Genomic DNA, 22824 nt, shown 5'->3' with positions numbered 1-22824 from the left:
ACTTGCTCATCTTGCCGCTCTGGGTGTTCAAATGGTGCACATGGAACCACTGGGGGCACCAGGGATGGCCCAGGTAGCTCTCGGACTGGGCGATCTCGTTGGTGTGGTGGGGGAAGGCGTTGTCCACGCCGCCGCAGTGGAGATCCAGATACTCGCCGTTGTACTTCATGGAGATGCCGGAGCACTCGATATGCCAGCCGGGATAGCCCACGCCCCAGGGGGAGTCCCACTTCAGGGCCTGGTCCTCGAACTTGCTCTTGGTGAACCAGAGGACGAAATCATTCTTGTTCCGCTTGTTCAGGTCCTCCTCCACGCCCTCCCGGACGCCCACGGCCAGGTCCTCCTCGTCGTGGTCGTTGAACACGTAATAGCGGCTCAGCTTGCTGGTGTCGAAGTACACGTTGCCGCCGGCAAAGTAGGCGTAGCCCGTCTCCTCCAGTTTTTTCACGATCTTGATGAACTCGCCGATGAGGCCGGTGGCGGGCTGCACCACGTCGGGGGTCTTGATGTTCAGCTTGCGGCAGTCGTCAAAAAAGGCGTCGGTGTAGAACTGGGCGATCTCCATGACGGATTTGTGCTCCCGCTTGGCGCCCTTGAGCATCTTGTCCTCGCCCTCGTCGGCGTCGGAGGTCAGGTGGCCCACGTCGGTGATGTTCATGACGCGGTTCACGTCATAGCCCGCGTAGCGCAGGTACTTCTCCAGCACGTCCTCCATGATATAGCTGCGCAGGTTGCCGATGTGAGCGAAGTGATACACCGTGGGGCCGCAGGTGTACATCTCCACATGGCCGGGGGTATGGGTCTTGAACTCCTCTTTTTTATGGGTCGCGGAATTATAGAGATACATCACAGATACTCCTTTATTTTTCCAATTCAGCAGGCTTCTTTTCCCGTTGATCGTTTTTCAAATACTGTTCGTCCAGCAGCTTTTCCACCAGCTCCAGGCGGGAGGAGACCGCCGCCAGCTTTTCCAGCACCGGGTCCTTTACATTGATCTGGTCCACTTCGTCGGCGAAGTGGGTCGTTTTGCCGGCGATGCGGACCACCTGAGCGGGGATGCCCACGGCGGTGGCGTCCTCCGGGACCTCGGAGAGGACCACGGCGTTGGCGGCGATGCGGGCGTTGTCCCCCACCTTGAAGGGGCCCAGCACCTTGGCGCCGGTGGAGATGAGTACATTGTCGCCGATGGTGGGGTGGCGCTTGCCCTGGTCCTTGCCGGTGCCGCCCAGGGTGACCCCGTGGTAGATCAGGCAGTCGTCGCCGATCTCGGCGGTCTCGCCGATGACGATGCCCATGCCGTGGTCGATGACCAGCCGGCGGCCGATCCTGGCTCCGGGATGGATCTCGATGCCGGTCCAGAAACGGCTCCACTGGGAAACGCACCGGGCCAGGAACTTCAAATTCCGGACGTAGAGCCAATGGGCGATCCGGTGGTAGAAAATGGCGTGGACGCCAGGGTAGAGCAGCAGGATCTCCAGCTTGCTGCGGGCCGCCGGGTCGCGGCGCTGGTACGCCGCCAGCAATCCGCCCTTTCTGGACGGCGATTGATATTCACTCATGTCGGATTCACTCCTTGTGCCGGCCGGGAACGAAAAAGCGCCTCCCGTACCGAAGTACGAGAGGCGACGGATCGCGGTTCCACTCTCTTTTATCACTCAAGGAAAGCCGTTGACGCAGGCCAGGCGGAGGGCTTCCACATCCCCCGCGCTCCCGGACGCACTTCGCAGCCGCCGCCGCAGGCGCGCTTGCAGCCGGTGACGCGCCCTCTCTGTTCTTTGGCCTCGCTGTTACTCTTTCCGATCATCACGCTATTCGATTACTCCAGTATATTAGCAGGGTTTTTCCGGGGTGTCAAGAAAAATCATCCGCGAAGCCGTCCCGCCGGGCGCGGCGAGCGGTGAATTCGTCACCGGCGGCCTGGCCCGCTATATAGATCTCCTCCGCGGCGGACATCGCCCGCTGCAGATAGTCCCTGGCCTGCCAGACATTGCCCTCCTCCAGCAGGGACAGCGCCTCGTCGGCCCCGCCGAAGATGGTGGCGTACATCTGCCGCAGAATGTCGATATCGTCTGTTTCTTTTGCTTCCATATCTTTTCCCACCCTTTCAATTTTCCAAAGCCATAAAACTATTATAATTTGCTAGTTTACAGTAAATCATAATAGTTGTCAATATTGATTGCGATTTCATGTTAATCTATCTTAGGTGATGCGTTTTGAAATCAAAAAAAGTAAATGTCAGCCTGTCTCTGGACTGGGACATCGTGGAAAAGCTGAAGAAGCTGGCCGAGGAGGATGACCGGGCGCTGTCCTCCTGCATCAACCTGATCCTGCGGGACTATCTGCGGGAACGGGAGAAGCAGTAAACATGAAAAAGCGGAGGGAAAGATCCCTCCGCTTTTGCTTTTTGTCCCGTGTAACGTTTGATTGCCCCCGGCAACAATGGATTGCTCCCCCGCAATTTTTGATTGCCCCCCGGCAACAACTGATTTCCCGGGGCAATAATTGATTGCTTCTCTGCAACATTTTGTTTGCCAGCCGCAGCATTTGATCGCTCCGCGCGCGGTTCACAAGCCTTTCACCGCAGTTCCTGGGGCCACAGGATATCCCGGGCCACCGGGGCGTAAAACAGCCGCTCCACCTGGACCAGGTCCCGGGTCTGGCCCAGGATCCACATCAGCTTGGCGGTCACCGCCTCGGTGGTCATATCGTAGGCCTCCAGCACCTGCAGGTCGCTTTTCAGCCGGTAGCCCACATGATAGACCCCCAGGTCGCTGCCCTCGTTGGCCACCTGGGTCGTGAGGACCACCACCTTCCCCGCCGCCATCCAGCGGCTCACGCAGTCGAAAAAGCCCCCGGCCTCCGGCAGGCCGCCCACGCCGAAGCTCTCGATCACCAGGGCGTCGTTCCGCTCCAGCAGAAAATCCGCCACGGACCGGTCCATGCCGGGGATCAGCTTCAGCAGGGCCACATGGCTGTCCAGCCGGTCATAAAAGGTGGGAGCGGCAGCGCAGTCCTGGCGGATGTAGCGCAGCAGGACCCCGTCCCGCAGGACCCCCAGGTCGGGATAGTTGATGCTGGAAAAGGCCTGGAAGCTCTTGGACCGGGTCTTTCTGGCCCGGGTCCCGAGAATGACCTTGTGGTTGAACACGATGGCTACGCCGGGCATGTCCTCCGCCGCGCAGCGGAAGGCGTCCGTCAGGTTGTCCTTGGAGTCGGTGGAGTCGAAGCCGATGGGCTTCTGGGCGCCGGTGAGGACGATGGGCTTCGGCCCGTTCTGGATCAGATAGCTGAGGGCCGCCGCGGTATAGGCCATGGTGTCGGTGCCGTGGGTCACCACGAAGCCGTCGTACCGGTCATACCGCTCCCGGATGCACCGGGCCAGCAGCAGCCAATGCTCCGGCCCGACGTCGGTGCTGTCCAGATTCAATAGCTGGAGGCAGTCCACCTCGCAGATGCGGGAGATGGCGGGGATGCGGGCCAGCAGCTGCTCCGTGGTCAGCTCCGGGGCCAGTCCGCTGTCCGTCATCTCAGAGGCAATGGTGCCGCCGGTGCCGATCATCAAGATCTTTTTCATCACAAAAAAGTCCTTTCCCCAATCTCGATTAGGAATGAGGGAGCAGACGTCAGGAATTGGCGTATTCCGCCTCTGGCGGAATGATCTGCCCGGCAAAGCAAAACGCCGGAATTTCTAATTCCTGATCAAATGAAAATTCCTAATTCCTCACAAGTCCCTGTGGTCCAGCGCCGCCAGTCCAAAGCGGGCCGCCTGGGTTATGGATTCCCGCTCCTCTTCGGTCCCGGCCCTGTCCCATCTGGCCCGCAGCTCCCGGAGGAACAGGCCCCGCAGGGAGTCCTCTCCCGCCCGCGCCCACACGTCCTCCGCCATGCGGGTCCGGTCCCGGACCTCCAGGGCGTAAAACCGGTCCGCCAGGGCTTCCCGCAGCGCGGCCGCGCCGGCGCCGCCCTCGCCGGTCTCGCCGGTGAGCACGATGCGGTACAGGTGCTGGGCGGTGTCCTCCGGCAGGGCCGCCTCCACGGCGGCACGGGGGGATTTCCCCGTCACGTCCACCTCCAGGATCTCATACCGCCGCCGGGCGAAGGGGACGAAGGTCAGGGAGATCTCTCCGCCGTCCGCTATCGTTCCCTCGTAAAAGCCCTTCTCCCCCAGCTCGTCGAAGCCCCGGCCCTCGATGCAGCCGGGCCAGGCCGTCAGCGTCCCGCCGCAGCGCAGCGGCTCCATCCGCTTGTGGATATGGCCCAGGGCCAGATAGTGCAGGCCGCTGGCGGCGATCTCCTCCCGGCGGATGGGATCGTAGCGGGCCTCGGCGGGGTCCAGCTCCCCGTGGAGCAGGCCGATGTGGACCCGGCCGTCCGCCGGGGCGGCAAAGCCCCGCAGAAGGCCCTCCGCCTGCTCCGGGCCGGTGAAGGCCGCGCCGTGGATGGTCACGGCCCGATCCGGCAGCTCCGCCGCCGTCAGGCGGTTTTCCCGGAACACATGTACATTTTCCGGCCAGTCCACCGTCAGCCAGGGGCTGCCGGGGCCGGCCCAGTCGTGATTGCCGGGGGCGATGAAGACCCGCGCGCGCATCTGCCCCAGGGCCTCCGCCAGCTGCTCCCCCGTCTCCCGGAAGGCGCTGCCGCTGTCGAACAGGTCCCCCGCCAGCAGCACCAGGCCGATCTCATGGCTGTTGACATAGTTGGCCAGGCGGAAGGCCAGCTCCCGGCTCTCCCGCCGGCGGGCCGCCGCCTGCTGGGCGGACAGCGCGCCGAAGGCGCTGTCCAGATGGAAATCAGCGGCGTGGATAAATTTCAGCATATGGGCATCCCCTCTCCGGCGTTATGCCTGCTCCTCCGGCCGCCACGCCTTGCACACATCGACCCATTCCACAAAATTGGAGGAATACCGCTCCAGCTCCTCACAGGTCAGCTCAATGGCGCTGTTATCGCTGCCGGCGGCGGGAAACACGGTGCCGAACCGCCGCAGGGACACGTCCAGGTAGACCTTCACGCCCTCCGGCAGGGCGAAGGGGCATACGCCGCCCACGTCGTGGCCGATAAGGGTATGGGCCTCCTCATGGGTCAGCATTTTGGCCTTGGTGTGGAATTGGGCCTTGTAGCGGCTGTTGTCCACCTTGGCGTCCCCCGCCACCACAATGATGATAGGCTGATCCTCCACCTTGAAGCTGAGGCTCTTGGCAATGCGGGCGCCCTCCACGCCCACGGCAACCGCCGCCAGCTCCACTGTGGCGGAGGACACCTCAAATTCCCGGATGCGGTCCGCGACGCCTAAATTTTCCATATACGCGCGCACTTTTTGAATCGACATAGCTGTTCTCTCCTGTTCTCTTTTATCGAATATCGACCCGCTCCACGGCGGTACACAGGCCGGTGGCACTGTCCAGCGTGAACACCGCCCCCTGCAGCTTGCAGGGGCCCTCCGCCGTGCGGAAGCGGCCCGGCAGGCCGCCTAAAAAATTCTCGATGGACTGGCTGCAGTCCACGCCCAGCACCGACTCCACGGGGCCGGTCATGCCCAGGTCCGTGATGTAACCGGTACCTTTTGGACAAACACCCTCGTCCGCCGTGGGCACGTGGGTGTGGGTCCCCCACAGGGCGGAGACCCGGCCGTCCAGATAATAGCCCAGGGCCAGCTTTTCGCTGGTGGCCTCGGCGTGGAAGTCCACCAGCGTGAAGTCCGCCTGGCCCGGTTTCAGCAGCTTGTCCGCCGTGGTGAAGGGATCGTTGGCCTTCCAGTCCAGCCCGCAGCGGCCGATGAGGTTCACGACCCGCACCCGGACGCCGCCCAGGCCGAATATCTCACAGCCCCGGCCGGGGGCGCGGCCCGTATAGTTGGCAGGCCGCAGCAGCCAGGGAACGTCGTCCAGCAGATCCCTGATCTGCATCTTGCCGAAGGTGTGGTTGCCCAGCGTCACCGCGTCGGCCCCGGCGTCATAGATGCGCCGGGCCTGGTCCGGCGTCAGTCCCACGCCGGAGGCATTTTCTCCGTTGACCACGGTGAAGTGGATGTTTTTCAGCTTTTGCAGGGGCCGCAGGGTCTTTTCCAGGTGCCGCAGCCCCGGTTCGCCCACCACGTCGCCCACCGCCAGAATATGATACAGCATAGCGTCTCCTCCATGCTTCCGCTTTTCTATGTAGTATATCAAAAATGGCGTCTTTTGCAAGGAGGGCGGGGAAAATTCTCTTGCGGGGCTTGCCAACGGCGGCGAACTCACTTATAATGGTGGCGTTGTTATAAGCATGCCTGATTGCAGGAGGAACCGCCATGGCCGTGAAATTGGAGCTTTACCGTGTATTTAAGGAGGTGGCCGAGACCGGCAACATCTCCTCCGCCGCCAAAAACCTGTACATCTCCCAGTCGGCGGTGAGCCAGTCCATCAAGCAGCTGGAGACCGCCCTGCAGGCCCGTCTCTTCGCCCGCAGCCCCCGGGGCGTGTCCCTCACCGGCGAGGGACAGATGCTGTATCAATACGTCCGCAGCGCCCTGGGCCTGCTGGCCACCGGCGAGGACAAGCTGTCCCAGGCCCAGCAGCTGCTGCTGGGCACTCTGGTCATCGGCGCCAGCGACACCGTGACCAGCTGGTTCCTGACCCCCTATCTGGACGCGTTCCACCGCCAGCACCCCGGCATCCGGCTAAAGATCGTCTCCGGCCGCAGCGCCAAGGTGCTGAGCATGCTGCGCTCCGGCGCGGTGGACATCGCCTTCGCCTCCTCCCCTGCCGACAGCGCTGTGGAGAACTGGCCCTGCTTCGCGACACATTCCGTTTTCGTGGCGGGCAGCGGCTATGACTGCGATTTCGACCACGCCCACACCCTGCAGGAGATCGCCGCCTTCCCCCTGATCCTGCTGGAGAGGAAGGCCAGCAGCCGGGTATTTCTGGAGCAGTACTTTCTCAAGAGCGGCGTGACCCTGACGCCCGAGATCGAGCTGAGCTCCCGCCAGCTGCTGGTGTCCCTGGCCCGCATCGGCCTGGGCGTGGCGGGGGTCACACTGGAATTCGTCCAAGACACCCTGGACGCCGGGGACATCCGCCTGCTGAAAACCGATTTTGATATTCCCGCCCGCAGCGTGGACATGTGCACCCTGCGGGACGTGACCCCCACCGCCGCGGCCGCCGCTTTCATGGAGATGGTGCGGAAGGGAGGGCTGTGAGCCGTGGATGGCTTCATCCTCCTTCTGGAGCTGACCGGGACCCTGGCCTTCGCCGCCTCCGGCGCCATGACGGGCTTGAAGAAGAACATGGATATCTTCGGCGTGTGCATCCTGGGCCTCACCACCGCCGTAGGCGGCGGCTATGCTGCTGGGGACCGGTACGGTGGTGCTGATCCGTTTCCTTTCCGCCGGGTTCCGGTGGAATCTGCCCCGTGCGCATGATTGAAAAGAACGGCCCCGCGGTCAGCAGACTGCGGGGCCGTTTTGTTCTTCGATTTACCGGATAGCATATCCGTTTCTATTTTGTCTGCTGCGGGTAGGGCTGTCTGCGGTCCGTGCGGCCCAGAAGATAGTCTACGCTGGTGTGGTACAGGTCCGCCAGCTTTTCCAGGATCGCCACCGGAATGTCGTTCTCGCCGGTCTCATATTTGGAATATCCGGTCTGGGACATGCCCAGCAGCCGTGCCAGCTCCGTCTGCGTCATATCAGAATCTTCCCGCAGGTCGCGTATCCGTGGATACATGGGCATCACCTCGTATCCACATCATACGGGTTTCTTCCTCCCCCTATTGGCATCTTAACCTGTTTCAGGTTAAACTATATGTGAGGTGTTGGAAATGCCCAATGAATTTGATTACAAACAGGCGTATGAAACGTTGGCGCAGGCGGTGCGGGAGGCAGACCGCATCCCGCGCAGGACCAACTTGGCCACAGTTCTTTCCATGCGGATCGCCGCAGGCGAAATCAAGGAGAACTTGGAGGAATGGGACGCGGATACGGCCGCTTTTGAAGAGGAATCCGCCCCTGACACATAGAAAAAACCGCTGCCAAGGGCGGCACTCCGTAAAGAAGTGTTGCCCGCTTTTGTGGTGCCTGCGGCAACACAAAAGCTATGCTCGCTATACGATGAGACAGGGCAGCGGGCTGTCGTTCGGAGGTTTCTTTTCTGCGGGTCGCCGGGGATAGCACCGGCTCCAATGCTCAGGTGCGATAAAGTATCACAAGAAAACTCTGTCGAATCGACAGCCAACCTCCGCTATTCCGATTAGCTGCTATAAAGTATCAGATTTTGCAGGATAACTTGAAATACAGCTTCTTAATTGCTATAATTGATGAGCAAAGCCAATAGATGTGGAGGTTCCATTCATGGCAGAAAAATTAGTATATCAGCCTCCCAAATGGGAGAAAGAGTTGAAAAAGGAACTACAACTTTTCCGGCAATCAAAAGGGAAAGACATAACATTAAGTAACCTACAAAAAATACTTAAAGAGGAAGAAGAATTTCCGTCAATGCGAAATTATGGAGAGTTATATGCAAATCTCCAACTTAAATATCGCATACTTGCAGGAAGTTCCTATTTGCGTGACAACTCTAATGTTCAAGTCATTCAGTACACCTATCTTTCAGGAATGGCTTCTATATTTGCTTATCTGTTTTGCGTAGCAGATCCACACTCGAAACGTGATAATACTGAGCAGATTAACATGATACTTGATTTTGCCTACGGCCTTCTTCAGTTTTTTGCAGTGCGGGGGATTCTTCCACAGTGTTTAGCTGATATGGATCATCCTTATGTACAACTACTGTTGGGCAATTTTGAAAAGGCGGTAGAATTACTCGCCTCTGTCAACTCTGCATACGATGAAGCAACCCCCCAAACTATACTGATGAGTGATATGGAAGTGTCAGCGATTCGGGCCGTAGCCGATAAGGATGAAAAAGAATTAGTCCATTTACTTACTCAACGTGTCAAAAAATACCGCAAACAACCTGTGGGCTATTCTACTTTCGTAGACGCTTATTCGATTGCCTATATCAAGCTGATGCAACAACATGGAATGAATTGTTCCCTTGATATTATTGAAATCCCTACGATGTTTTTTGATGAAGTAATTTGTAAAATTGACCCAGCAGAAGTCAGTCTACCATTTTATGAAGATGCGGTAGAGCAACTTAAAAAAACAGGAATCGAATGGCATTAGCTGGGAGAGCGTAAGGATCGACCCGTGGCCCAAATTTCGCCTTCCTATCTCTTTGTTCCCCTGGTCGATCTTGCTGGGGGCAGGCACCCCGATCCAGTCATTTTCAGCAGGCTTTTCAAAAGGCTGGGAGGGACCTCCTTACGAAGTCCCTCCCCAAGGCAGCGGTTTTTTCTATATGGCGGGCAATTGCCGGGGACGGACAACGCCGCCATGCCGCAGAAGCGGATGCCCGCATCCGCCCGTTTGACGAAACCCCGGGAGTTCTCAGGCCGTTGTGGCGCGGAAGAGAGGCCCCGACCGGAAGGGCCGCCCGCTCACAAGTCCTCGATCTGCATTTTGTCGATCTCGTCCCGCTTTTTCCGTTTTTCCCGGCAGGCGGCGTAGATCGCCAGCAGGATCACCGTGGGGATGTTGCCCAGCGCCAGGCTGGCCAGCAGCGGCCCCCAGGGAAATTCTCCGCCAACGGCGGTCACGTTCAGCGCCAGTACCAGAGAGTACAGAAACGACAGCAGCGGCAGCACCAGCCCCGGCCATCGGCTCTCCCGTTTGGAGAAAAAGATCTGCAGGAAAATGCCGCCCACCAGGAACACCAGAATGAACAGCATGATCACGATCACAATCTTGCTTGCAATATCCATTTCACTTTTCCTCCTTTGACCTGCGGTATTCCGTGATCAGGAGCTTGGCGGTATCGAAATCCAGCTTGTCGTCCACTGCCAGCCGCTTCACCAGGGATACATAGGGATCGGCCTCCGCCGTCTCCGTCATTTTGATCTTCTGGATGAGCCGGTCCAGCCGCAGCCGCACCGTGGGATAGCTGACGCCGTACAGCCCCGCCACCTCCTTTAACGACCCGGAGGACAGGATAAATTTTTTGATGAAGGCCAGGTCCTCGTCCTCCAGCTCCGCCATCCACGCCGGGAGCGTTGTCACATGCATCAGCCCCTTTCATAAAATTAATATAAACTTTAATTTTATGAAAGTCAATATATATTTTTATATTTCATAAAATTAAAGGGAGGGACCGCAAGGCGGTCCCTCCCTTTTTCACTTCATTTCCAGGATATCCCGGATATCCTTGTCAAAATACGCCACCGGGTTCTGGATCTCCCCGTCCTGCCGGACCTCAAAGTGGAGGTGGGGACCGGTGGCCATTCCGGTCTTGCCCACGGCGCCCAGCATCTCCCCGGCCTTCACCGGATCGCCCTCCTGTACGTCCACATTCCGGCAGTGGGCGTACAGGGTCTGAAGGCCGTCTCCGTGGTCGATCACCAGGTAATTTCCGTGGGACGCGTCAAAACCGGTCTCCGTCACGGTGCCGTCCGCCGCCGCCAGGATCACCTCGCCCTCCGGGGCCGGGATGTCGATGCCGCTGTGGAAGCGCATCTTCTCCAGCTGCGCTTCCAATTGTTCCCGGTCGATGGGCTCCTCCGGGTCTGGTTCGTTGTCCACCGCGATCTCCCGACGGCCAAAGGGATTGCTGCGGCTGACGGTCCGGCTGCCCTGCACCGGCCACTGGAACCAGCGGCTCTCCGTCTCAGAGGCGGCATAGATCCCGTAGACATAGGGCTCGTTGTCCCCCGCCAGCTGGGGCAGTACCGTCAGACCGCTGTCGTTTTCGCATGTCACCCGCAGCCTGCCAGTGGACAGGTGGTAAGCCTTGGTCTGTTCCGTGCCGTCGTCAAACGTGACCGTCACCGTCAGCACCGCGCCGTCCAGCTGGTCTGTGCTGGACTCTTCGGCCGCTTTGGGGTCCTCAGCCCAGGCTGCCTCGCTGACACCGCCGGTCCAAATGCCGTAGTACACCTCCGGGGCATAGTCCTCCGTGACACTGGCGCCCAGCTTTGTCATCTTTTCGGTGGACCAGTTGCCGTCCCCGTCTCGGTCGATGCTGGTGGGGGCGATCTCTCCCCGCTCCTGGGCCTCCCGGATGACCTGCATTTCCTCTGCGGTCAGGTTCTCCAACTGCTGGCTGCGGTAGAGACCGCCCCGGTCCAGGGACAGGGACACCTGGCGGATATGCTCCCCGGTGACCTGGAACAGACAGCCGGTATAGTAGCCCTCCTGCGCCGACCAGTACAGGCCGTCGCCCATGGTAAAGGCCAAGCCGCCGTTGGCATTGGGGCGGATGCTCTCTCCGGTCCCGGCGGCGTAGGCCGTCAGGCCGAAGGAGAAGCTGGGCGACAGTACGGCAGGGGCATTTTCCTGACCCACAGGGCCATCCGGTTGGGTATCCACTGGATCGAACCGCACAGTACCCAGTACCAGGGCCAGGGCGCAGGCGGCGCACACCGCCGTCCGCACCAGGGGACGGAACCGGCGGCTTCTTGTCAAACGCTTCGGCCCGGTCTGCTCCCCGGCACTGTCCCGGGCCTGCCGCCGGGCGGCGCACAGGACCCGGTCATTCAGCTCCTCGGGGACGCGGATATCCTTCATCAGCTTCTGATACTTGTTCTCCATCTTCAATACCTCCCAGCATGTCTTTCAGTCTTGTCCTGGCCCGGTGGAGCCGGGTGCGGACCGTGGCCGCCGGAATGTCCAGCATGGCGGCGATCTCCTCGGTCTGGTAGCCCTCGGCGTAGTGCAGGTGCACCACCGTCCGCAGCTTCTCCGGCAGGCGGCTCACTGCGTCCCACAGCGCCCGGGCCTCGTCGTCCGCCGGTCCGGCTGTCTCCGGCACCTCGTCCAGGGACAGCACCGGCCGCCGCAGGCGGAAGCGGTGCAGGTCGGCGCAGCGGTTCACTGTGGTCCGCAGCAGCCAGGCCTTCAGATGCTCGCCGTCCCAGTCCCGGTCCGGCTGGCCCAGCAGCCGCAGAAACACGTCCTGATACACGTCCTCGGCGTCGGCGGCGTTTTGCAGCCGGCACAGGGCCAGACGGTACACCGCGCCGCCGTAGGCCTCCATGGCATTGCGCAGAAAAAGCTCCTGTTCTGTCATGCAATGCCTCCTTTTTTGTGGATTTGAAAAACGCTTTTCACTGATAACACGCTGGGAAACGCGAAATCGTTCCCTACTGGGGGAAATTTTATTTGCCAGGCCGGTTTTTATCCGGCCTGCTCCAGAAGTAAAGAGACGGACGCGTGAGCGCCCGCCTCTTTCTCATTGCTCTTTGATGCCGTAAAGTTCAAATCTGCCGATCAGGTTCTGCACTGTCAGCTTCTGCGCCAGCAGCTGCTGGTAAGTGGCCCCCCGGTTCTTCCCGGCGGCGCGGAGCTTTTCCATGTCCGCCGCCACCTTGTCCCGCTCTTTCAGCAGGTCGGCGTACATCCGGTCATAGGCCGCCAAACGCTCCAGCTCCGTCATGTCAGACATTGAAGCGGAAGTAGATCATGTCGCCGTCCTGCACCACATACTCCTTGCCCTCGCTGCGGAGCAGGCCCTTTTCCTTGGCGGCGCTGACGCTGCCGCACTTCATCATATCGTCATAGGCGATGACCTCCGCCCGGATGAAGCCCCGCTCAATGTCGGTGTGGATCTTGCCGGCGGCCTTGGGAGCCTTGGTCCCCCGCTTGATGGTCCAGGCCCGGCACTCGTCCTTTCCATAGGTCAGGAAGGAGATGAGGCCCAGCAGGGTATAGGAGCATTTGATGAGCCGGTCCAGGCCGGATTCCTCGATCCCAAGCTCCTCCAGGAACATCTGCTTCTCCTCGCCCTCCAGCTCGGCAATGTCCTGTTCCAGCTTGGCGCAGATGGGCAGCACCTGGGCGCCCTCCCGCTCCGCCAGGGCCTTCACCTGCTGGTAATACGGGTTGCCGTCCAGATCGGTGAAGCCGTCCTCGTCGGTGTTGGCGGCGTAGATCACCGGCTTCAGGCTCAGGAGATCGGATGTGGCGATGAGGGCCATGTCGTCGGGGTCGCACTCGTAGGTCCGGGCGGACTTTCCGGCGTTGAGGTGCTCCGCCAGGCCCTTGAACACGTCCACCTCATGCAAAAACTTCTTGTCGCCCTTGGCGGCTTTGGCCGCCTTCTCCACGCGGCGGTTCACCATCTCCAGGTCCGCCATGATCAGCTCCAGGTCGATGGTCTCGATGTCCCCCAGGGGGTCCACGGGGACGTTGGTCCCCGCGTCGGCCACCACATGCATGATGTTCTCGTCATCAAAGCACCGTACCACATGGACGATGGCGTCGGTCTCCCGGATGTTGGCCAGGAACTTGTTGCCCAGGCCAGCGCCCTGGCTGGCACCCTTCACCAGTCCCGCAATATCCACGAACTCGATGACCGCCGGGGTCTTTTTGTCCGGCTCGTACATCTCCGCCAGCTTGTCCAGCCGCTCGTCCGGCACTGCCACCATGCCCACGTTGGGGTCGATGGTGCAGAAGGGATAATTGGCGCTCTCCGCCCCGGCGTTGGTGATGGCGTTGAACAGGGTGGACTTTCCAACATTTGGAAGTCCGACGATTCCGAGCTTCATAAAGCAAATCTCCTTTGCTGTTGTCTTTGACAAAGTATTATACCATCTCCATCCGGAAAGCGCAAGGGCGGGGCTTTCAGTCTTTTTTATAAAAGTGTTGCTAGAATATAATTTTGTCGATCTCACAAGAGCCTTGCAACAGGCAATAAGCGGACAGTCATTCACATGACTGTCCGCTTAACCGAAATTTTAAAGTCTGAACTGTACCCCAAAAAAACAGAGCAGCTTTATACTTTTTTGCGTGTCAAAAAAATTCCAACGACTGCCCCTACCAGGGTCATCGGTGCCAGCCTGACAAACAGCCATTCAAACGCGTGAAAGACTACTCCGACAACAGCAGTTTCAGGGTCACAATAATCCCAGCCCAAGTAGGGACTATTAAATTCGATCAAGACAGCAAAAATCGCTGCGATGACCGCGCACACTGAGATCAGCAGCCAATGAACCGCTTTTCGCCTCATGGCCTTCCGCCGCGCGAGCTGCAGGTTGATCATCTCCAGTTTTTCGGAAATCGCTTTCAGGTCATCGGCCTCCGGTTCCCTAACAGTTTCTCCAAGCAAGGTGCTTACGGGGGTCGCAAGCACTTCCGATATGGAAATCAGCATATCGGAATCAGGAACTGACAATCCCTTCTCCCATTTGGAGATCGTCTGCCGCACCACATTCAGCTTGATGGCAAGTTCCTCCTGCGAAAGCCCTTTTGATTTTCTGATCGATTTTATGTTTTCGTTTAACATTCGGGATAAACTCCTTTCCTTCTGTTGTTATCACGATTGTACGAAGAACTGCCCGTTGCTGCAAGCAACACATATGAACATGCAGGCTTTATATCGAACTTCCATCCGGTTTCTCCCCATAAACCGGGATTGACTGCGCCGGTTTTATCACGGCCGGCCCCAAGCGTTGACATACCGCCGGCAAAGGTGCCCGTTTTTTGACCGCATATACCGGCAGGCGCAGCAAGCGCACCGTGCTCTCGCACGGTGCGCTTTGGTCCGATATAGGATACTGTCCCGCGCCTGCCGCATAGGCGGCCGTCTGCCTTGCCGCGGCTGCTGCCGCGAAGCCGCCGTCAGGCTTGGATCTCTTACCGGTAGCGGTTTCCAAAGAAGTAGTCGAAAATATCATAGGGGTCATACCCATTGCCATTCTGGCCGTTCTGGTCCTGCTGGGTCTGCGCTTCCTCCTGGCTTGCCTGCTGGTCGGCGGGTACGGCGTCCCAGGTCAGCTCCACGGTGGTCTCCGCGCCGTCCCGGTAGATGGTCAGCGTCACGGTGTCCCCGGCGGAATACTGCTTTTTCACCACCGTCAGATCCTCCATGCAGTCAATCTCCGTGTCATCCACTTTGGTGATGACGTCGCCCATCTTCAGTCCCGCCTTGGCGGCGGCGCCGCCCTCCTCCACAGAGTAGACAAATACGCCCTCGTCGATGTCATAACGGTACTGAGCGGCCATCTGCTCCGTCATGGAACCGCCGGTGATGCCCAGATAGGGCTTGTTCGTAACATAGCCGTTGGTCATGATGTCCTCGATCATGGCGGAAACGTCGTTGATAGGGATGGCGAAGCCCAGGCCCTCCACGCTCTCAGTGGCGTAGCTGGAATACTTGGCGGAGACGATGCCCACCACCTCGCCGAACTGGTTGAACAGCGGGCCGCCGGAATTGCCGGGGTTGATAGAGGCATCAGTCTGGATCATGTTGAAGGGCGTACCGTCCACATTGATGGCCCGGTTCACGCTGGACACCATGCCGCCGCTCATGGAAAAGGTCAGTTCGCCCAGAGGATTGCCGATGGCCAGCACGTGGTCGCCTACGTTCAACCCTGTGCTGTTCCCCAGCACCACGGGCTGCAGCTCTGCCGCCTCCACCTTGATGACGGCGATATCGTAGTCCTCATCGCCGCCCACATACTTGGCGTCATACTCGTCGCTGTTGTACATGGTGACCTTCACGGTGTCCGCATTCTTCACCACATGGTAGTTGGTGACGATGAAACCATCCTTGGTCAGGACAAAGCCGGAACCGGCAGAGGCGGTCTGCACCGGCTGGCCGAAGAAGTTGGTGCCGTTGGTGCCGGTGACGTTGATGGACACCACGCTGTTGACATTAGCGGCGTAGACCTCCGCGTCGCTCATGGCGTCCTTGCCGTTGACGGTATTGACGTTCACCTGGGTCACAGGGCGGCTGCTGACGTTGATTTCGGTGGTGCCGCCGCCCTGCCGGGAAACGCCCCACACCACGCCGCCGCCGACCGCTCCGCCCACCAGGGCGCAGACCAGGGCCAGAGCGGTGATCTTCAGACCCATTCGATTCTTTTTCACAGGCTTCATCTCCTGAATGGGCGGCCGCTGGGACTGCCCGGATTGATAGTTGTGGAGCTGTTCATCCACCGTGGGGCGGCCGGTCTCCGTCTGGGAAGCCGCTTCCGCCTGAGGATCGAAGCGCGCGCCTGGCTCGCTTCCGTCCTTGCGGTATGTGTAATGATATAGGTTCTGCTCGTCGTTATACATGACTGGTTCCTCCTTGTATGTATCCCGGTTTTTCTTTTGTTAGAACGATCATATCTGTTCTTTGTGTCAAAACTGTGAAGATTGTTTGCACGTTTTTTGAATTTATCGATCTTTTGTCCGCAGTATACAATAGATAGCTTAAAAATGTCTGAAAGGTCTGTGAAGAATTTTTGAACAAAAGAGCCGCCGTATGATCTCATACGGCGGCTCCCAGCTTGTCGAAAAAGCCTCGCAGAGTTCGCGCCCGCAGGCGCGAAAAAGGTTTGATCTGTTTTTCCGGCGGCGTGTACGTCGGAAAAACACTTCTCGGCCTGCAAACGTGCGAGTTGTCCGCCTGGGCGGACAACGAGTGCGCTGCGGCAGGCCGCAGCTTCCTCGAAAAAGTGGCTATGCCACTTTTTCGACAGTCTCAGCCGCCGTATGCGCTCATACGGCGGCTCTCTCACCACTCCGCTTCAAATCCTGCCTGCTCAGATACCGTGTCCCACACCGCCGCGCCCCGGCGCAGCAGGCGGTAGCGGACACGGCAGGCGGTGCTCTCCCTTATGACACGGCCCATATCTCCCCGCCGGGGCGCCTGCAGCGGCAAGGGCCTGGCTGCCAGAAGCTCGACCCGCAGCTCCCAGCTCCCCTGCCGGACCACCGCGCCCCGGGGGCCGGCCTCCAGGACCCGCAGCCCTTTGTACGTGGCCAGACGCAGCTCCCGGCCGTTCAGCCAGACAAAGCCGATGCAGCCGGTAAACTGTCCGCCGCAGAAGGGAACGTCTGCCACCGACAGCATCACGCTCCCGCCGGGAAGCAGGCTCTGGGTCCACAGATACCGGCCGGGAAAGGAGGAGCCGCGATCCCCCTCCACATAGCCTTTCCCCCGGCGAAAGTCCAGCGTCCGTCCGCCCAGGGTCAGCGTCCCCTCCACGGAATGGACCATGCTGCAGACGCTGTGGCGGCACTGCATCCATGGAACGAAGCGAAAAGGCCCCATGATATCGCCCTTGGGCGGCGTCCAGGGGCCGTAGCGCAGGCTTCCCGCCAGCCGCTCTCCGCCGCATACACAGTCGATCCGGCAGCCAGATGCGCTGAACACACTGTTCCCACACCGCACTCGGAAGGGGTCCCGCTTCACATGGAACTCCCGGGCGGGAATCTCCATATACTCCGCGCGGCTCTCTGTGACGACCTGCAATGACGCGGTATAGATCCCCTGCTCATTCCGGTGGTGGGCGGGAATAAAGGCTATTGTATGGTTCTCCTGCTGGTGCTTGAAATACCAGCCCTCAAAAAACGGCCGTCGGTCCATGGCACCGCCTCCCGCTCCAAGTATCCCCATCCCGGCGGAGAAAAATTCCAAAAGACTTTTCCAACGGAGAAAACCATGTTATACTAACTCTTAAATAAACGATCAAATCGTTTTATTTGGGCCGCGTAAGCGGCCCCGGCGGACGCAGCCCGCTTGAAAGATCGTTTGCGATTTCCCAAGTGAATGGACTGTAAAATAGGAGAGACATCCAGGAAAGGAACCAACGGCCTTGCTGAAGATCGAAACTATCAAACTGGCCCCCGGCAGCGATATGGCGGCGCTGGCAGCGGAGGCCGCCCGCATCCTGAAAGTGCGGGAAAAGGATCTGCTGTCCCTCCGCATCCTGCGCCGCAGCGTGGACGCCCGGGAGGACGCGGCCCTGGTCTATACCGTAGAGGCGGCCGTGAAAGACGAGGCCGCCGTTTTGAAGCGCTGCCGCAGCAAAAAAGTCTGCCGGATGGAGCGGAAGCCCGGCTACCTGCTGCCCGCTCCCCTGCCCGCGCCGGAAACGCCTCCGGTGGTGGTGGGCGCCGGGCCGGCGGGGCTGTTCGCGGCCCTGGTGCTGGCAAAGGCGGGGCTGCGGCCCATCCTGCTGGAGCGGGGGCGCCCCGTAGAGCGGCGGCAGGCCGATGTAGAGCGGTTTTGGTCCACAGGAGCGCTGGACCCCGCCAGCAATGTCCAGTTCGGCGAGGGCGGCGCCGGGGCCTTTTCCGACGGAAAGCTGAACACCGGCACCAAGGACATCCGCCACCGCTTCATTTTGGAAACACTGGTCTCCCACGGCGCACCGGAGGACATCCTGATCGACGCCAAGCCCCATGTGGGGACGGACTATCTGCATATCACCCTACAGCGTCTCCGCCGGGAGCTGCTGGATCTGGGCGCGGATATCCGTTTTGAGAGCCAACTGACGGACCTGGACATCCGGGGCGGACAACTGGCAGGCATTACGGTCTCCGGCCCTGGCGGCCCCTATCCCCTGCCCTGCCGCCATCTGATCCTCTGCCCCGGTCACTCCGCCCGAGACACCTTTGAGATGCTGTACGCCCGGGGCGTCCCCATGGAAGCCAAGCCCTTTGCCGTGGGCGTCCGCATCGAGCACCGGCAGTCGGACTGTGACGCGGCCCAGTACAAGCGGTTCGCCGGACACCCCGGCCTGCCGGCGTCCACTTATAAGCTGTCCTGCCACCTGCCCAGCGGGCGCTCCGCCTTCTCCTTCTGCGTCTGTCCCGGCGGTCAAGTGGTGGCCGCCGCGTCGGAAGCGGACCGCGTGGTCACCAACGGCATGAGCGAGTTCGCCCGGGACCGGGAGAATATCAATGGCGCGCTGCTGATCAATGTGACGCCGGAGGACTTCGGCGGAGACGGCCCCCTGGCGGGCGTCGCCTTCCAGCGGCGGCTGGAGGAAGCCGCCTATCAGGCGGGAGGCGGCGGTTACCGCGCCCCCGCTCAGCGGGTCGGGGACTTTTTGGCACACCGGCCCTCCACCGGACCGGGCCGGGTGCGGCCCAGCTACCGCCCCGGCGTTGTCTGGACAGACCTGCGCCGATGTCTGCCCGGGTTCGTGGCGGACGCCATGGCGGAGGCCCTGCCCATTCTGGGCCGGAAGCTGCGGGGCTATGACCACCCTGACGCGGTGCTTACCGCTGTGGAGAGCCGCAGCTCCTCACCGGTGCGCATTCCCCGAGACGAAACATACCAGTCCCCCGTCCGGGGCCTCTACCCCTGCGGCGAGGGCGCGGGATACGCCGGCGGCATCCTCTCCGCCGCCGCGGACGGCATGCGGTGCGCCGAAGCGGTGTGCAGGCAGCTGGCGGACACTTGACAGCCCGGGCAGACCGCCCTGTCCAAATATCACATATCTATAAACCAATATCATCATAAACCAAGGAGATCTCTTGTTATGAGCCGAGACATCTGCATTTATCTGGAATTTCTGACGGACGCCCACAGGGCACAGATCGAAAAAGCCGCCGGGGCGGCGGGATTCGTTCCCCACTTTTTCACCCTGGACCAGTTTGAGGAGGCCAAAGACTGCCTCCAGCACTGCGAGGTGCTGTATGCCCACTCCCCGGAGCTGCTGCGGACTGCCCCCGCTGGACTGAAGTGGTACTGCTGCTCCTTCGCCGGAGTGGACCCCTACTGCAAAGACCCGTCCATCTTCGCCAATCCCGACTGTCTGCTGACCAACTCCAATGTCTATGGCGTGACCATCGCCGAGCATGTGGTGATGGTGACCCTGATGCTGCTGCGGCGGATGCCGGAGTATGAAGAAGTGATCCGGGCCAAAAGCTGGTCCAACCAGCTTGCCGTCCGCTCCATCCGAGACAACGAGTTCACGATCCTCGGCACCGGCAACATCGGTGTCAACGTGGCGGAGCGGATGCGGGGCATGGGCGCGGCGAAGATCACCGGCCTCAGCCGCAGCGGACGGCCCCATCCGGCCTTTGATACGGTCTATCCCATCTCCCGGCTGGACGAAGTGCTGCCCACGGCCAGCATCCTGGTCATGGCCCTGCCCGGCACGTCCGGCACCTTCCACCTCCTGGACCGGGCGCGCATCGCCCTTCTGCCCGCCAGCGCCTATGTCATCAACGTGGGCCGGGGCAGCGCCATCGACCAGGAGCCGCTGATGGAGGCCCTGAACGCCGGAAGGCTGGCGGGCGCGGCCCTGGACGTGATGGACCCGGAGCCGCTGCCCAAAGAGCATCCCCTATGGAACGCCAGGAACCTGATCCTGACCCCTCACGTCTCCGGCAACATGACGCTGGGCTACACCTGCGACACCAACGTGGAGATGTTCTGCGCCGACCTTGCAAACTATGCCGCCGGACGGCCTCTGCGGGGACTGGTGAACCGAAAGCTCGGATACTGAAATAGGCAGGAATTAGAAATGAAGAATTAGAAATTTCAGTGTCCGGCTTTGCCGGACAAATGGAGATCATTCCGCCAAAGGCGAATTCCTAACTCCTAATTCTCAAAAAGATGGAGGTTTTTATGAACAATTTCACTTTCTACTCTCCCACTTTGTTCGCCTTCGGCGACGGAGAGGAAAAAAACACCGGTGCGCTGGTGCGGCGGTTCGGCGGCACAAAGGTCCTGCTGGTCTACGGCAGCGGCTCCGTGAAGCGCAACGGCGCTTACGACGCCGTTACCGCCTCCCTGGCAAAGGCGGGCATCCCCTGGACGGAGCTGAGCGGCATCCAGGCCAATCCCCGCAGCGGCAAGGTCTATGAGGGCATCGAGCTGGTCCGCCGGGAGGGCTGCGACTTCCTGCTGGCCCTGGGCGGCGGCAGCGTCATCGACACTGCCAAGGCCATCGGCTTCGGCGCGGGCTACGACGGCGATTTCTGGGACTTCTACACCGGCAAGGTGAAAATCGAAACGACCCTGCCGGTGGGCGTGGTGCTGACCATCGCCGCCGCGGGCAGTGAGGGCAGCAGCAGCGCCGTCATAACCCAAGAGAAGGGAAATTTAAAATGGGGCTGCCCCAAAACTGACGTCATCCGGCCCAAGTTCGCCGTGCTGGACCCCCGGCTCACCTGCTCCCTGCCCGCCTACCAGACCGCCAGCGGCGCGGTGGATATGCTGGCCCATATCTGCGAACGCTACTTCTCCAACACTCCCGACGTGGCCCTGACGGACCGGCTGTGCGAAGCTCTGCTGAAAACCATTGTGGACGCCGCGCCCAAGGCTGTCGCCGCGCCTGACGACTACGCCGCCCGGGCGGACCTGATGTGGGCGGGGATGCTGGCCCACAACAACTCCTGCGGCGTGGGCCGTGACCAGGACTGGGCCAGCCACCAGATCGAGCACGAGCTGTCCGCCTTTTACGACTGCGCCCACGGGGCGGGCCTGGCGGTGGTGATGCCCGCCTGGATGGAATACGTGCTGCCCCATGACCCCATGCGCTTCGCCCGGTTCGCCGTCAATGTGTTCGGCTGCGAGATGGACTATGCCTGTCCAGAGCGCACCGCCCGGGAAGGCGTCGCCCGCCTGCGGGCCTTCTTCCGCACGCTGGGGATGCCCACCACGCTGGCCGAGATCGGAGCAAAGGAGGAGGACATCCCCGCCATGGCCGCTCACCGGGCGGAAAAGCCGGGCGGCTTCCCCTTCGGCGGCTTTGTGCGGATCGGTCCGGAGGAGATGCAGGCCATCCTGCATCTGGCGGTCTGACGCAAAAAAGCGGCCCCCTTTCGGAAGCCGCTTGGTCTCTCTATGCCGCAGATCAGCGATCCAGGTACATGGCACCGCCCAGCACGAGAATGGAAACGAGTGTATACAACATGTGGGGCACCTCCTTCTTTCTTGATGTTGTCTGTATCATATCACAGCGGAGCGGGAAAGACATTCACGTTCTTGCGAAGTTCTGTGCCGCGCTTCGTTGTCAGTTTTGTCAAAAATTTTGTGATATTTTTTGCCACTATGCCCTGAGCACAGGACTTTCAGCCGCTGCCAACCCGGCTGGCCGCCGGGTTGGCAGGCCGCCGCTTTTATAATATCTTGCTGTCTCCCGCTGCGGGAGCGGCACAAAAGGAGGATCTGCCTATGCAGGAGCCAAGGGGCCAATGCTATGTCAAACGGGCCTACCGGCCCGCATTTACCCAGGAGACCATGCCCCGGCTGCTGTACGTCAGCCGCCGGCAGCGGTCCGACCAGGCCTATCCCTGGCTGCTTCACGCCCACCCGGACTGGACGGAAGTGCTTTTGATCGAGGAGGGCCAGGCCCGCTTCCTGATTGGCGGCGCCACTTATGACGTGAAGGCAGGGGATCTGTTGGTCATCAACAGCGGCGTGGTCCACGATGAGCTGTCCGGCGATCCCTTTGGCTGCTGCTGCATCGCCGTCAGCGGCCTGCGGCTGCCGGGCCTGCGGGAGAACGCCCTGGTGGCAGAGGACTCCCCGGTGGTCTATCCCGTGGGAGACGAGCTGCCGGACCTTAGGGCGCTGTACGACATGATGTACCGCTATCTCACCGCCGACCGGCCGGACTGCGAGGCCTTCTGCCACCGGCTGATGCTGGCCCTGCTGGACCGGGTCCTGACCATCTCCGGCACCGTATCCCTGCGGGGACCGGCAAATCCGGATCCCTCCTCTCTGGGCAGTCAGGTCAAGGAGTATATCGACCAGCATTTTCAGGAGCCGCTGACCCTGCAGGATCTGGGGACCGCCCTTCACGCCAGCCCCTACTACCTGGCCCATTTGTTCAAGGAGGTCAGCGGCTACTCTCCCATGCAGTATCTGCTGCGCCGCCGCATCGGCGAGGCCCAGAGCCTGCTGATCTCCACGGATCTGCCCATTGCCCGCATCGCGGAAATGGTGGGCTACGAGACCCAGAACTATTTTACCCTGCAATTTTCCAAGCATGTGGGGATGCCGCCCCGGGAGTTCCGCGCCGCCTATCGAAACCGTGGGGAGCCGCCCCCGCCATAACAAAAACGCCTTT

25 protein-coding genes and 1 pseudogene are annotated in these 22824 nt (G+C 60.6%); 9 read left to right on the top strand and 17 right to left on the bottom strand.

Going from position 1 to position 22824, the window contains the following annotated elements:
- From cysS to Q0Z69_RS07425, 3 genes and pseudogenes are all read right to left on the bottom strand, one after another.
- A pseudogene (gene cysS, locus Q0Z69_RS07435) lies at positions 1-847 on the bottom strand (cysteine--tRNA ligase); the annotation flags it as partial.
- Between the two features lie 13 nt (positions 848-860).
- Positions 861-1559: a serine O-acetyltransferase gene (cysE, locus tag Q0Z69_RS07430; RefSeq protein WP_298031517.1), complete on the bottom strand. Its 699-nt coding sequence runs from the start codon at positions 1557-1559 to the stop codon at positions 861-863.
- Between the two features lie 292 nt (positions 1560-1851).
- On the bottom strand, positions 1852-2088 hold the full coding sequence (locus tag Q0Z69_RS07425; RefSeq protein WP_298031514.1) for a hypothetical protein: 237 nt from the start codon (positions 2086-2088) through the stop codon (positions 1852-1854).
- Positions 2089-2213: 125 nt separating this feature from the next.
- Here Q0Z69_RS07425 and Q0Z69_RS07420 point away from each other — a divergent pair, with 125 nt between their 5' ends.
- Positions 2214-2363, top strand: coding sequence for a toxin-antitoxin system protein (locus Q0Z69_RS07420; RefSeq protein ID WP_298031513.1), 150 nt, complete (start codon positions 2214-2216; stop codon positions 2361-2363).
- 212 nt (positions 2364-2575) lie between these two features.
- On the opposite strand, the gene Q0Z69_RS07415 is transcribed toward Q0Z69_RS07420, so the two are convergent.
- From Q0Z69_RS07415 to Q0Z69_RS07400, 4 genes are all read right to left on the bottom strand, one after another.
- The gene (locus Q0Z69_RS07415) at positions 2576-3574 is read right to left on the bottom strand and encodes an asparaginase (protein ID WP_298031511.1); all 999 of its coding nucleotides are present in this window, start codon (positions 3572-3574) and stop codon (positions 2576-2578) included.
- Positions 3575-3721: 147 nt separating this feature from the next.
- Positions 3722-4816 (bottom strand): DNA repair exonuclease, encoded by a 1095-nt coding sequence (locus Q0Z69_RS07410; protein WP_298031510.1) that lies wholly within the window; start codon positions 4814-4816, stop codon positions 3722-3724.
- 21 nt (positions 4817-4837) lie between these two features.
- Positions 4838-5326 (bottom strand): YbaK/EbsC family protein, encoded by a 489-nt coding sequence (locus Q0Z69_RS07405; protein ID WP_298031509.1) that lies wholly within the window; start codon positions 5324-5326, stop codon positions 4838-4840.
- A gap of 22 nt (positions 5327-5348) precedes the next feature.
- Positions 5349-6122: a TIGR00282 family metallophosphoesterase gene (locus tag Q0Z69_RS07400; RefSeq protein ID WP_298031507.1), complete on the bottom strand. Its 774-nt coding sequence runs from the start codon at positions 6120-6122 to the stop codon at positions 5349-5351.
- Positions 6123-6283: 161 nt separating this feature from the next.
- Between Q0Z69_RS07400 and Q0Z69_RS07395 the strand changes: the two genes are divergently transcribed.
- Together Q0Z69_RS07395 and Q0Z69_RS16865 are read left to right on the top strand one after the other, a co-directional pair.
- Positions 6284-7171, top strand: a complete 888-nt coding sequence (locus Q0Z69_RS07395; protein ID WP_298031506.1) for a LysR family transcriptional regulator — start codon at positions 6284-6286, stop codon at positions 7169-7171.
- A gap of 3 nt (positions 7172-7174) precedes the next feature.
- Complete coding sequence (locus Q0Z69_RS16865; protein WP_367272258.1) at positions 7175-7393, top strand: TRIC cation channel family protein; 219 nt, start codon at positions 7175-7177, stop codon at positions 7391-7393.
- Between the two features lie 76 nt (positions 7394-7469).
- Here the strand turns inward: Q0Z69_RS16865 and Q0Z69_RS07385 are convergent, their stop codons facing one another.
- The gene (locus tag Q0Z69_RS07385) at positions 7470-7694 is read right to left on the bottom strand and encodes a helix-turn-helix domain-containing protein (RefSeq protein WP_298031504.1); all 225 of its coding nucleotides are present in this window, start codon (positions 7692-7694) and stop codon (positions 7470-7472) included.
- A 94-nt stretch (positions 7695-7788) separates the two neighbouring features.
- Here Q0Z69_RS07385 and Q0Z69_RS07380 point away from each other — a divergent pair, with 94 nt between their 5' ends.
- Both Q0Z69_RS07380 and Q0Z69_RS07375 read left to right on the top strand, forming a co-directional pair.
- Positions 7789-7986, top strand: coding sequence for a hypothetical protein (locus Q0Z69_RS07380; protein WP_298031502.1), 198 nt, complete (start codon positions 7789-7791; stop codon positions 7984-7986).
- A 331-nt stretch (positions 7987-8317) separates the two neighbouring features.
- Positions 8318-9154 (top strand): hypothetical protein, encoded by an 837-nt coding sequence (locus Q0Z69_RS07375; protein ID WP_298031501.1) that lies wholly within the window; start codon positions 8318-8320, stop codon positions 9152-9154.
- Between the two features lie 314 nt (positions 9155-9468).
- Here the strand turns inward: Q0Z69_RS07375 and Q0Z69_RS07370 are convergent, their stop codons facing one another.
- The 9 genes from Q0Z69_RS07370 to Q0Z69_RS07330 form a co-directional block, all read right to left on the bottom strand.
- The gene (locus tag Q0Z69_RS07370; protein ID WP_298031499.1) at positions 9469-9792 is read right to left on the bottom strand and encodes a hypothetical protein; all 324 of its coding nucleotides are present in this window, start codon (positions 9790-9792) and stop codon (positions 9469-9471) included.
- Between the two features lies 1 nt (position 9793).
- Entirely contained in the window at positions 9794-10093 is a 300-nt protein-coding gene (locus Q0Z69_RS07365) for a DUF2089 family protein (RefSeq protein WP_298031498.1), read from the bottom strand.
- Between the two features lie 108 nt (positions 10094-10201).
- Positions 10202-11614 (bottom strand): M23 family metallopeptidase, encoded by a 1413-nt coding sequence (locus tag Q0Z69_RS07360; RefSeq protein WP_298031497.1) that lies wholly within the window; start codon positions 11612-11614, stop codon positions 10202-10204.
- Positions 11556-12092: an RNA polymerase sigma factor gene (locus Q0Z69_RS07355; RefSeq protein WP_298031496.1), complete on the bottom strand. Its 537-nt coding sequence runs from the start codon at positions 12090-12092 to the stop codon at positions 11556-11558. Before Q0Z69_RS07355 ends, Q0Z69_RS07360 begins: the two co-directional genes overlap by 59 nt.
- A 162-nt stretch (positions 12093-12254) precedes the next feature.
- Complete coding sequence (locus Q0Z69_RS07350) at positions 12255-12467, bottom strand: hypothetical protein (protein WP_298031495.1); 213 nt, start codon at positions 12465-12467, stop codon at positions 12255-12257.
- Positions 12460-13569 (bottom strand): redox-regulated ATPase YchF, encoded by a 1110-nt coding sequence (ychF, locus tag Q0Z69_RS07345; protein WP_298031494.1) that lies wholly within the window; start codon positions 13567-13569, stop codon positions 12460-12462. Before ychF ends, Q0Z69_RS07350 begins: the two co-directional genes overlap by 8 nt.
- A 227-nt stretch (positions 13570-13796) precedes the next feature.
- Positions 13797-14306: a helix-turn-helix domain-containing protein gene (locus Q0Z69_RS07340; protein WP_298031493.1), complete on the bottom strand. Its 510-nt coding sequence runs from the start codon at positions 14304-14306 to the stop codon at positions 13797-13799.
- Positions 14307-14656: 350 nt separating this feature from the next.
- On the bottom strand, positions 14657-16081 hold the full coding sequence (locus Q0Z69_RS07335; RefSeq protein ID WP_298031491.1) for a S1C family serine protease: 1425 nt from the start codon (positions 16079-16081) through the stop codon (positions 14657-14659).
- 442 nt (positions 16082-16523) lie between these two features.
- Positions 16524-17378: a hypothetical protein gene (locus Q0Z69_RS07330; RefSeq protein WP_298031489.1), complete on the bottom strand. Its 855-nt coding sequence runs from the start codon at positions 17376-17378 to the stop codon at positions 16524-16526.
- A gap of 229 nt (positions 17379-17607) precedes the next feature.
- On the opposite strand from Q0Z69_RS07330, the gene Q0Z69_RS07325 reads away from it, so the two are divergent.
- From Q0Z69_RS07325 to Q0Z69_RS07310, 4 genes are all read left to right on the top strand, one after another.
- The gene (locus Q0Z69_RS07325; protein ID WP_367272256.1) at positions 17608-19203 is read left to right on the top strand and encodes an FAD-dependent protein; all 1596 of its coding nucleotides are present in this window, start codon (positions 17608-17610) and stop codon (positions 19201-19203) included.
- Between the two features lie 78 nt (positions 19204-19281).
- Complete coding sequence (locus Q0Z69_RS07320) at positions 19282-20253, top strand: D-2-hydroxyacid dehydrogenase (protein ID WP_298031487.1); 972 nt, start codon at positions 19282-19284, stop codon at positions 20251-20253.
- A gap of 122 nt (positions 20254-20375) precedes the next feature.
- Entirely contained in the window at positions 20376-21554 is a 1179-nt protein-coding gene (locus Q0Z69_RS07315; RefSeq protein ID WP_298031485.1) for an iron-containing alcohol dehydrogenase, read from the top strand.
- Positions 21555-21926: 372 nt separating this feature from the next.
- Complete coding sequence (locus tag Q0Z69_RS07310; protein ID WP_298031483.1) at positions 21927-22811, top strand: AraC family transcriptional regulator; 885 nt, start codon at positions 21927-21929, stop codon at positions 22809-22811.
- The last annotated feature ends 13 nt before the right edge of the window (positions 22812-22824 follow it).

It is taken from the genome of uncultured Dysosmobacter sp., assembly GCF_947631165.1.
GTDB lineage: Bacteria > Bacillota > Clostridia > Oscillospirales > Oscillospiraceae > Oscillibacter.
This window is presented reverse-complemented; position numbering and strand designations above follow the sequence as displayed.